A 253-nucleotide genomic window follows, 5' to 3' on the forward strand; every position below is an offset into this window, starting at 1 on the left:
TCAAGGCATCCACCGTGCGCCCTTTCTAACTTAACCAAACTAAAATTAAAAAATATGAGCTACACTGTTATCTAGTTTTCAAAGAACATACATTTATATATGAGAGATAGTTCTCTCAAAACTGAACAAAACGAAACACGGAAACTTATATTGATGAACAGCGTTCATCAATTCTCCATAGAAAGGAGGTGATCCAGCCGCACCTTCCGATACGGCTACCTTGTTACGACTTCACCCCAATCATCTGTCCCAC

General features: G+C 39.5%; 1 rRNA gene. It reads right to left on the reverse strand.

From position 1 onward, the window contains the following. Positions 1–181: 181 nt before the first annotated feature. Positions 182–253, reverse strand: a 16S ribosomal RNA gene (locus MR065_RS27330); the annotation flags it as partial.

The organism is Bacillus cereus group sp. BfR-BA-01383 (assembly GCF_022663495.1).
GTDB lineage: Bacteria > Bacillota > Bacilli > Bacillales > Bacillaceae_G > Bacillus_A > Bacillus_A cereus_AU.